This is a genomic window from Bacillus clarus, from assembly GCF_000746925.1.
Taxonomy (GTDB): Bacteria; Bacillota; Bacilli; order Bacillales; family Bacillaceae_G; genus Bacillus_A; species Bacillus_A clarus.
Map to the genome: position 1 here is coordinate 1 of NZ_JMQC01000003.1, position 7,934 is coordinate 7,934.

Annotated in this window: 9 protein-coding genes and 2 pseudogenes; 7 read left to right on the forward strand and 4 right to left on the reverse strand. The window is 30.8% G+C overall.

The genetic code is table 11. The annotated features are described in order from the left end of the window. Positions 1 to 335: 335 nt before the first annotated feature. Positions 336 to 548, forward strand: coding sequence for a hypothetical protein (locus DJ93_RS00060; protein WP_042978614.1), 213 nt, complete (start codon positions 336 to 338; stop codon positions 546 to 548). 98 nt (positions 549 to 646) lie between these two features. Here DJ93_RS00060 and DJ93_RS00065 read toward each other — a convergent pair. Both DJ93_RS00065 and DJ93_RS00070 read right to left on the reverse strand, forming a co-directional pair. After that, positions 647 to 1,079: pseudogene (locus tag DJ93_RS00065) on the reverse strand (STAS/SEC14 domain-containing protein). A 259-nt stretch (positions 1,080 to 1,338) separates the two neighbouring features. After that, entirely contained in the window at positions 1,339 to 1,902 is a 564-nt protein-coding gene (locus tag DJ93_RS00070) for a DUF3967 domain-containing protein (RefSeq protein ID WP_241484224.1), read from the reverse strand. Positions 1,903 to 2,490: 588 nt separating this feature from the next. On the opposite strand from DJ93_RS00070, the gene DJ93_RS34580 reads away from it, so the two are divergent. The 3 genes from DJ93_RS34580 (at position 2,491) to DJ93_RS00080 (ending at position 3,796) form a co-directional block, all read left to right on the forward strand. After that, on the forward strand, positions 2,491 to 2,697 hold the full coding sequence (locus DJ93_RS34580; RefSeq protein WP_080743289.1) for a hypothetical protein: 207 nt from the start codon (positions 2,491 to 2,493) through the stop codon (positions 2,695 to 2,697). A 188-nt stretch (positions 2,698 to 2,885) separates the two neighbouring features. Then, positions 2,886 to 3,206, forward strand: a complete 321-nt coding sequence (locus DJ93_RS00075) for a hypothetical protein (protein ID WP_042978623.1) — start codon at positions 2,886 to 2,888, stop codon at positions 3,204 to 3,206. A 410-nt stretch (positions 3,207 to 3,616) separates the two neighbouring features. Then, positions 3,617 to 3,796, forward strand: coding sequence for a hypothetical protein (locus tag DJ93_RS00080; RefSeq protein WP_042978618.1), 180 nt, complete (start codon positions 3,617 to 3,619; stop codon positions 3,794 to 3,796). 10 nt (positions 3,797 to 3,806) lie between these two features. Here DJ93_RS00080 and DJ93_RS00085 read toward each other — a convergent pair whose 3' ends face one another. Then, the gene (locus DJ93_RS00085) at positions 3,807 to 4,208 is read right to left on the reverse strand and encodes a thioredoxin family protein (RefSeq protein WP_042978619.1); all 402 of its coding nucleotides are present in this window, start codon (positions 4,206 to 4,208) and stop codon (positions 3,807 to 3,809) included. Between the two features lie 2 nt (positions 4,209 to 4,210). Further along, positions 4,211 to 4,639 carry a disulfide oxidoreductase gene (locus DJ93_RS00090; RefSeq protein ID WP_042978620.1) on the reverse strand — a complete coding sequence of 143 codons (429 nt, stop codon included), beginning with the start codon at positions 4,637 to 4,639 and terminating at the stop codon, positions 4,211 to 4,213. 333 nt (positions 4,640 to 4,972) lie between these two features. Between DJ93_RS00090 and DJ93_RS00095 the strand changes: the two genes are divergently transcribed. From DJ93_RS00095 to DJ93_RS00105, 3 genes and pseudogenes are all read left to right on the forward strand, one after another. Continuing rightward, entirely contained in the window at positions 4,973 to 5,713 is a 741-nt protein-coding gene (locus DJ93_RS00095; protein ID WP_042978622.1) for a hypothetical protein, read from the forward strand. A gap of 664 nt (positions 5,714 to 6,377) precedes the next feature. Next, positions 6,378 to 6,894: pseudogene (locus DJ93_RS00100) on the forward strand (plasmid recombination protein); the annotation flags it as partial. 207 nt (positions 6,895 to 7,101) lie between these two features. Next, entirely contained in the window at positions 7,102 to 7,716 is a 615-nt protein-coding gene (locus tag DJ93_RS00105) for a hypothetical protein (RefSeq protein ID WP_003204248.1), read from the forward strand. Positions 7,717 to 7,934: the final 218 nt, after the last annotated feature.

Here is a 7,934-nt window from a genome sequence, read left to right on the forward strand (position 1 = left end):
CCACCCTCAGAATCCAAAAGGCGGTTCGTTTAGCCTCACCTAAAGGCTATCGCCTTTTGGATTCTGTCCTTGCAAAACTTTTTTCGGCGGGGGTTGGCATGTTGCCAAGCCGAACAGACCAAAAACGGGGTGTTGAGTTGCTCGACTTGGATTAACAATTGTACCCGCCGAACCGCCAGTTCTATCGTTCTACGCAATAAGCTTACTCCATATCTAGTTACGTTAAATTCGTGGGGTTTAGCCCCCACACGACTAGCCAGCACTTACACCCAAAAACAAGGGGTTACTATTTGTTTTTATGATAAAATTTATATATATAGGGAAGGTGGAAGACTATGATGAAATTTTCTCGAACAGGAAAAATATTATTTGGTTTTGGAGCGATTCAAGTGTTTTGGGGACTTGTAATGCTTAATGTAATTGATGGAATTAATTTATTTGAGCATACAAGTAAAATGGTGAAATATAGTATTCTAATTACTGGAATAGTTTGTTGTATTGCATCTAACTTTTTCAAAGATTCTAAAGGATCTTCTAACAAAATATAAAAAGCCGTCCATTAGGACGGCTTTTTGACATAATTCTCGTTATCGGTAGTTTCGATTTCAACAAAAAAAGGATTAGCTAAATACTATTCTTAAAGGTTTTATATTGGATATTCATTCAACCAAATTAATGCTTGTTCATAATTATCAAAAAAATTTACAGATTCTTTTGTATTGGACTGTTGTAAATAATTCATTATCTCTCCTTCCTCAAGGAGAAACGCAATTGCTTTACTATGATTCAAAATGTTTTCATTGAAAAACTTATCTTTCCATGCTTTTTGAACTGAAAAATGATCTGGAGTGTACCCTTTTCTATCTACTAACAATTTGTATTTCCGACCTTCGGAAATGAATTGCTGACAAACTTCCTCGAATTCTTTAAACCATTCGTTAACATCATCTGTTTTAATCTTGCCAATCAGATGGGTAACAATTAAATCTCCTGAAACTTTTGTGCTAATATTCTGTTTACTCAATTTGGAATCATCCCCTTTAGTTACAATTATGTGTAAAAGACTTTATGAAATCAATTAAAAGAAGGAATGATTAATTAAATATGAATAATATATACATATTTAATTAACATAACGCATCATTATCGGTAGCAAGGACAAGGGGGAATCCTTGTTTTAAAGCGGATTTCTTTTTGTCCTTGTTTTAATATTTCTATACACGATTTTATACATTGTGGAGATAATGGGGGTTTTCCGGTTTACGAATGTCCTGTATTAGTACAAAAATCCGTATAGAATTCTGTATAAAAAAGCCCTGCATATAAGCAAGGCTTTTTTTATTTCCAAAATTGCCACCACTTTTTTTGTTGGGTGCTTGCAATCAATTTTTTAGTTTCCTGGTTTTCACGGATTATAGTCATTAGGTTTTGATCACGTTCATCCATTCTTTGAATCACAGCTTTTTGAAAATCCTGTTGTTGTTTTTGCTGTTCAGCTTGTTGTTTAACTAGCCCTTTTAGTTCTTCAAGTTGTTCGCTTTGGTTTTTATTAATCTGTTCAAGTTGTCCAAGCCGTTCATGCAACCCGTTCATGGTGTCCAAGATGTTCATAGATAAAGGTTCTACTCCATTGTTATCTGTTGAGACAGTAATGATTAAGGGTACTCCACTTGCTTGTAATTTTTTATTAACTTCCTCTTCATTCATGTTATCGTTATACAACTTTTTTATCTGTTTCATGATTTTTACAGAATCAGAATGAATAAAATATTTGCTACGATTTCCTTGTTTTACTGTAAGGAATTGTTCATGTCTTCTTATATAGCGCTTTAATGTATTTTCAGATACATCAACTTTTTTAGCAAGATCATTTACGCTTATCCATTCTTGGTTGTTTTCCATCATGAACACCTCCAATCTGTTCAAATGTCCATCTATCTTCCATCCATTCATACTAAAAAATTCTATATATATCAAGCAATTACCTGTGAACTGTTCATTCTGTTCACGCAATCTGTTCATTCTATTCACATAAAAATATACACATGCTTATTCCCTTAAAAGAATAGGAAAGAAGAATAAAATATATTGGGAATCCCTAAAATTTTCAGGAATATAATATATATAGTATAAGGGCGCGATACCCTGCCATTCTAATCTACCCTTAGACTATGGATATTCCAAATAAATTACATGTTTTGATAATAATTGTTGTTAACTTGGACAACCCATATATACAAAGATTTATACAAAAATTACAAAACAATAAAACAGAAAATCCGCACTGTTATAGGAATGTATAAAATAGAGCATAAAGAATGAGTCGTAAACTATGCGCAAAATGTTGATATCATGAGGATTTTTAAAAGAAGGAATTTTCGATAATGTTACGTTATGTTAATCGAGCATGTATATCATATACAACAAAAATCACAAGATGTATTACTCCTTCCTAATGGTATAATAAGGAAAAAAGGAAGGGGAAGCTCAATGAATTTCATACAAGTTTTTGATGCTATATTCAGTATACTGCATGACTTTTTTTCAAAGGGAATTTGGATAGTCCTGTTCTTCTTTTTCTTGAATAAATTGTACGAGAACCAAAGATTGGCAACAACATCACGTATAATTACTATCATTCTTCTTGGACTTTATCTCTTATACATTATTTTAAGACCACTATTCTACTTCCAATAACGAAAATTATGTAAATACGAAACCCCTTCAGTAAGTAAATTGAAGGGGTTTTTTCTAGATACAGTGACTACTGATAAGTGGGGTTATGTTAACTATATATCGAATGTATAAAGGATTTTTATATTTAAATTTAGAAATTAAATGTTAATAGTTCTTAATTTTGGGATAAGAAGGGATATATGAATATGATGAAAAAGACTTTAGGAATATTTGCTACTTTAATAGTCGAAGGAGTTATTGTCTACATTGTATCAAAGTTTTTGGATTGGAAATTCATTGATATAACTTTTTTTGCTGGAATCTGTATTACTTTAATTATTGGATTTTTCAGTAGCAAAGGTGGATTTTCTAGTAATAGGGTTAGGCTCCAAATTCAAGCCCAAACTGGTATAAAAATGGAGGAGGAAAAATTTGAATTAAACATGAATCCTATTTTTATTGGATCTATTATTTATACCGTAGTTTCATTGCTATTTGTAGTAATAGGATATTGGAAATATTTTATTTAATATTGTTTACTTTGATTTATGGAAATCATGTGAAAAATCTAGTCTGAATTTGATTTGTTCTTTTTTGTTCATGGATTTTCTACCTCTTTATTTACAATATTTTGAATGTATACTTTTGTTGTGTATTTTGATAATATTAGGGAATTTGTTGTGAAGTCAATGTTTAAGGTGATTCGAATGTAAACTAATATTCCAAAGTTTACTTTTAGGTGTGAGAAAAAGAATTTTTCTCTATGCAATGGTTAGGTATTATTTTTCAAGAAAAGTATTCAAACAATCTTTACTTCTTCTTCGTTGCATTTTGCAAGTTTAGTTGGTTTTTAGTCTTTGTCAAGTCGAACAAGTTAGCACTCACACCTAAAAACAAGGAGTTGTGATAAAATAAAATTAAAAAGAAATGAGTGATAATTTTGATCAAAGAAAGACGTTGGGTAGTTGGGTTTGGTTTATTAAGCGCTTCTTCTTTTATAAGTGGAATTGCTATTAAAGATTTAATCCCATATTCTTCTTTGGTAGGTTATTTTTTCGGTGTTGTTTTTATCCTTTGTGCAGCATTATCAACAAGAAAAAATAATAAAGAGAAAAGCTGATGTTATAACATCAGCTTTTCTCTTTATTATTTTTAAACCAATCTTGATATGTTTTTTCTGAATGTTCTCCTGATATTCTATTAATTTCTTTTCCATTTTTATAGAATACAATTGTTGGTGTTCCTTCAATTTTGAAAAGATCCCATCCTTCTTTATATTCCTCTAAATTTAAAACTTCCATATTGATATTTAGTTTTTGACTTAAAGGTACTACAATCGGTGAAGTTTTGGCACAATGAGAACAATTTGTTTGATAAAAATAGATCGTTTTTTCTTTGTTATTAGCTATATCTTTTTGTAATTGTTTTGGAGTGATTTGATTTTTATAGTAATCATCTTTTGTATTTGTTATTAAAAATATAGCAGTAAATAATATTATGATAATTGAACTAAAAATAAGTATTTTTTTCATGTTTAATGTTCTCCTTTGTTATTTTTTATTAACATAAAACTACAAATTATGATTATAAGAAAAGCAATTAAGCATAAAAATGGAATTGTGATAAATCCAAACCAGTTTAAATAATCTGTAGTACATGGTATTCTTCCACATGTCGGTGAATCCAAAATAGTTATAATCTTTTGAATTGCATAATGGTAAATAGATATAATTATACCGATAATAGAAATTATTAAACTATAGGTACTAATTTTGTAATCTTTTTTTATAATAGCTATTCCTAATAAGATAACTAAAGGATACATAAAAATACGTTGATACCAACATAAATTACAAGGTTCGAATTTTAGAATTTCAGATAAATATAAACTTCCACATGTTGCAATAAAAGAAACAGCCCATGCTATAAATAGTATGTTTTCTAATCTTTTTGATTTAGACATTTTTATCTACTCCTATAAGTTATTATTTCATTAAATTAAAATGAAGAAGTGTATATTTAATATGTGATATTTAAAATATAATATTTTTTATATCTTTTTGTATTTGAGAAATATTTTTAAAAAACCTTTTGAAAAATATTTTTAAAAGGTTTTTTTAGTACAAATATAAATATTTGATTTAATAATATTGCTTAATTCAACATAAAAAATACGGAATGTTCAATTAATTGTAGATAAAAATGGAATTTACTAGAAATGTGTTGTAAAAAATTGAAATATATTAGAATATTTTTACATAAGCGCTTGATTTAAAATAAGAAAGGGAGAGGGAAAATGAAAAAAGTTTCACTTATTATTTCAACGTTTGTTTTGTTTTTAGGTATGTTGTTCCCGACTTTAAGTAACAAAAACGTAGTAAATGCAGCATCTAATGATACATCATTAGAAGGGAAATATGTAAGTACAATCAATGACATATTAAAAAATAGTGTTAAAGTTAGTGATACTGATCAAAAACTATTAAAAGAAAATGTTATTAAGCTTGTTAATAATGGATCTGTTAAAGTGCATAATCAAGATTTACAAGATGCTAAATTAGATTTTGATACTGTTTTTATCCAAGGAGTTAAATATCAAAATGGTGAAATTCAATATTCAGTAAAAGTAGATTATGTAGGTAATAGTATTGAAAAAGGAAGCTTTATTAATGTTGTGTTTAAAGAAAATAAAGAAGAAGTTTATGGAACTACAGAGTTAATAGCTACAAATGTTGATGAAAATACAGGTTTAGGAAAGTTTTGGGTTAATGGAGATCTAAAATTTAATGAAACTGTAAATAAGAAAGATGTTAAGTTTGATACAAGTAAAGTTAAACCACTTAGCTGGGGTTGTGTAAATGATTGTTTAGCAAGTCAAGGTATTGCTAGTTGGGTTTTATATACGGCAGGAATAGCTTGTGCAGCAACTTGTACAGTTGTTGGTCCTCTTACAGCAGGAACTGCATGTTGGGCTTGTTTGAATGGATTAGGAATGATAGGTGTTCAAGTAATGTTTAAATGTATGGATCGCTGTTAGTAATACTATATAAAAAATAGAAAAAGAGCATTCTTATATATAAGAATGCTCTTTTTCTATTTTTAGCATTTTATCGAAAATGCTATTTATGGCGGTTTCAAGTTACACAAGGTTAACAGTCGTAGGTGTTAAAATTTAACAACCTACAGAACTATTTTTGGGTGACTTTGAATTGCAAGAAGAAGGTATTGAAAAAAATTTTGGAAATAAGCTAAGGGAATGGCTACATGACCTATGACAGAGAGTTTAATAAGCGGTAAGTGTCAATGGTAAGCGGACTGGAATGGTTCAGCGGTTTGTGCTGATCCATAAAAGGAGCATTAAGGAATTGACACGTTCAGCTGATTTTCCAACCTCTTGGTAGTTCCTCAAAACGAATTGTTTTGGGGACGCCAACCGGCGAGGGAGTCCCTCAAGGATTGAGGGGTTGGGGAGTTCGAATGATGGGGTCAAGGGGAAGAGTTTCCCTTGTAGGTTTGGACAAAGTCCAAGCTCTTTTTTTGCCATGCTAGTCATGGCAAGGCGTAGCCGAAAAGCGTCGCAGATCCCTATCGATTTTGATGCGTTAGCGTCAAAATATGTATAGGGTTACTCTAATTGACTCCATTTCGTCGCTTTGCTAGACTTATGGTATCAATTAATCTAGGGGAAGTGGTGGCACTTTATGTTGGGTTCTAGCTCATTTAATCAATCTCACCAAAGTTCATTGAGCCACAATAACAGAGAAAATATTCATGGAAATCCTGGCATCGATCCAGCCAGGTTAGAAGAGAATATTTACTTTGTTCAAAAGGACATCCGGAGTGTATACAAGGATGTCTTCCAAAAAGCGGTGGACAAGTATAACGAGAAACAAAAACGGAATGACCGTAAGATTCAGGATTACTATGACAAAATACATAAAGATGATAAGACACATGAGCAACGAGAATTGGTCGTAGCGATTGGAGAAGGTAAAGACGATTCCAAAGTATAGGGAAGCCAAAAAAGAAGCGTTACAGCGGTATGCTGAGGCGTTTCAAGAGCGAAATCCAAATCTAGTAGTTTATAACATGGTTTTACATGATGATGAAGCCAATCCGCATTTACATATTAACTATGTACCGAATTTCGAAAGTAGTCGAGGATTAACGAGGCGTGTCGGAATGGATAGAGCCTTGCAGAAGCAAGATATAGAAGGAAAAGAGGATTGAATGTTGTGTTTTTGCTACAGATGGGAATCCTTAGTAAGGGATTCCATGTTATTATAGAGAAAGACGAAAAAACCGCCCAATGTCTTGGCGGACAGGCGGTTTTTCATAATCAGGTTGGAATCAACCTAATATATATTCTATACACATTGTAGCATAGGTTAGTTGATTCCTTCCACTAAGGGAGAGAATTATTTTATGACAAAAGTTGTAGATTTTGGACAAGCTGAAAGAAATGCTAGAAAAAGAGATTTAGAAATTGAAAATGAAAAATTTCAAGAGTTATATAATGATGTTTCTGAAGTTGAATTGGAAAAAGCCATGGAAACTATGGCTAAAGCTACTGGTAAAGAGCTTTACATAGGTACTAAAAAAAGTCCTCAGTCGAAAGTGAGGTTTGCTCAAATTTTGCAAAGTAATTATGAATTTTTAAGGGAAAGGGAATACTTTACGGCTAAAGAAAAAGCATTTTTAATTGATATTGTTTCTTCGATTGCTTTTAATTCAAACTGTATTGTTGATGATGTGAAATCAAAAAATCCAGTTCCATTGAATATTTCAGGACTTGCAAAAAAAATTGGATTAACACGAGCGAATACAAGTCTTTCAGTAAATTCTTTGGTTAAAAAAGGGATATTAGCGAAAGCTGAAAGTGGAATTGAGGGAAATAATGCAAAAGCTTATTCATTATTTGTAAATCCGCATATTATTTATGCAGGAGATAAGGATAATGTAAATGAAGCACTTAAAGCAATCTTTTATAAAGCTATGAAAATGAAGATATTGAAAGAGTTACCAGATAAATTATTTTAAGATTGACAATTAGTCAATCTTATTTTTTTACTCATTTTCGTGTGTATTGTTTTCGATACGAATGTGTATTGTTTTCGATACACACGAAAAACATCATAAACCTAGTTATATCAACGTTTTATACCACTTTTAAAACTCTCTCTCTTCTCACTCTATATATAAAGGCTAAAAGTTCCGCAAGGAACGGGTCGTATTTTTGAGAAAAACACTCAAAAATC

Excerpts from the sequence above, each read along its gene's own strand:
- DJ93_RS00070 (WP_241484224.1), bottom strand. The coding sequence starts at position 1,902 with ATGGAAAACAACCAAGAATGGATAAGCGTAAATGATCTTGCTAAAAAA.
- DJ93_RS00060 (WP_042978614.1), top strand. The coding sequence starts at position 336 with ATGATGAAATTTTCTCGAACAGGAAAAATATTATTTGGTTTTGGAGCG.
- DJ93_RS00090 (WP_042978620.1), bottom strand. The coding sequence starts at position 4,639 with ATGTCTAAATCAAAAAGATTAGAAAACATACTATTTATAGCATGGGCT.
- DJ93_RS34580 (WP_080743289.1), top strand. The coding sequence starts at position 2,491 with ATGAATTTCATACAAGTTTTTGATGCTATATTCAGTATACTGCATGAC.
- DJ93_RS00095 (WP_042978622.1), top strand. The coding sequence starts at position 4,973 with ATGAAAAAAGTTTCACTTATTATTTCAACGTTTGTTTTGTTTTTAGGT.
- DJ93_RS00085 (WP_042978619.1), bottom strand. The coding sequence starts at position 4,208 with ATGAAAAAAATACTTATTTTTAGTTCAATTATCATAATATTATTTACT.
- DJ93_RS00075 (WP_042978623.1), top strand. The coding sequence starts at position 2,886 with ATGAAAAAGACTTTAGGAATATTTGCTACTTTAATAGTCGAAGGAGTT.
- DJ93_RS00105 (WP_003204248.1), top strand. The coding sequence starts at position 7,102 with ATGACAAAAGTTGTAGATTTTGGACAAGCTGAAAGAAATGCTAGAAAA.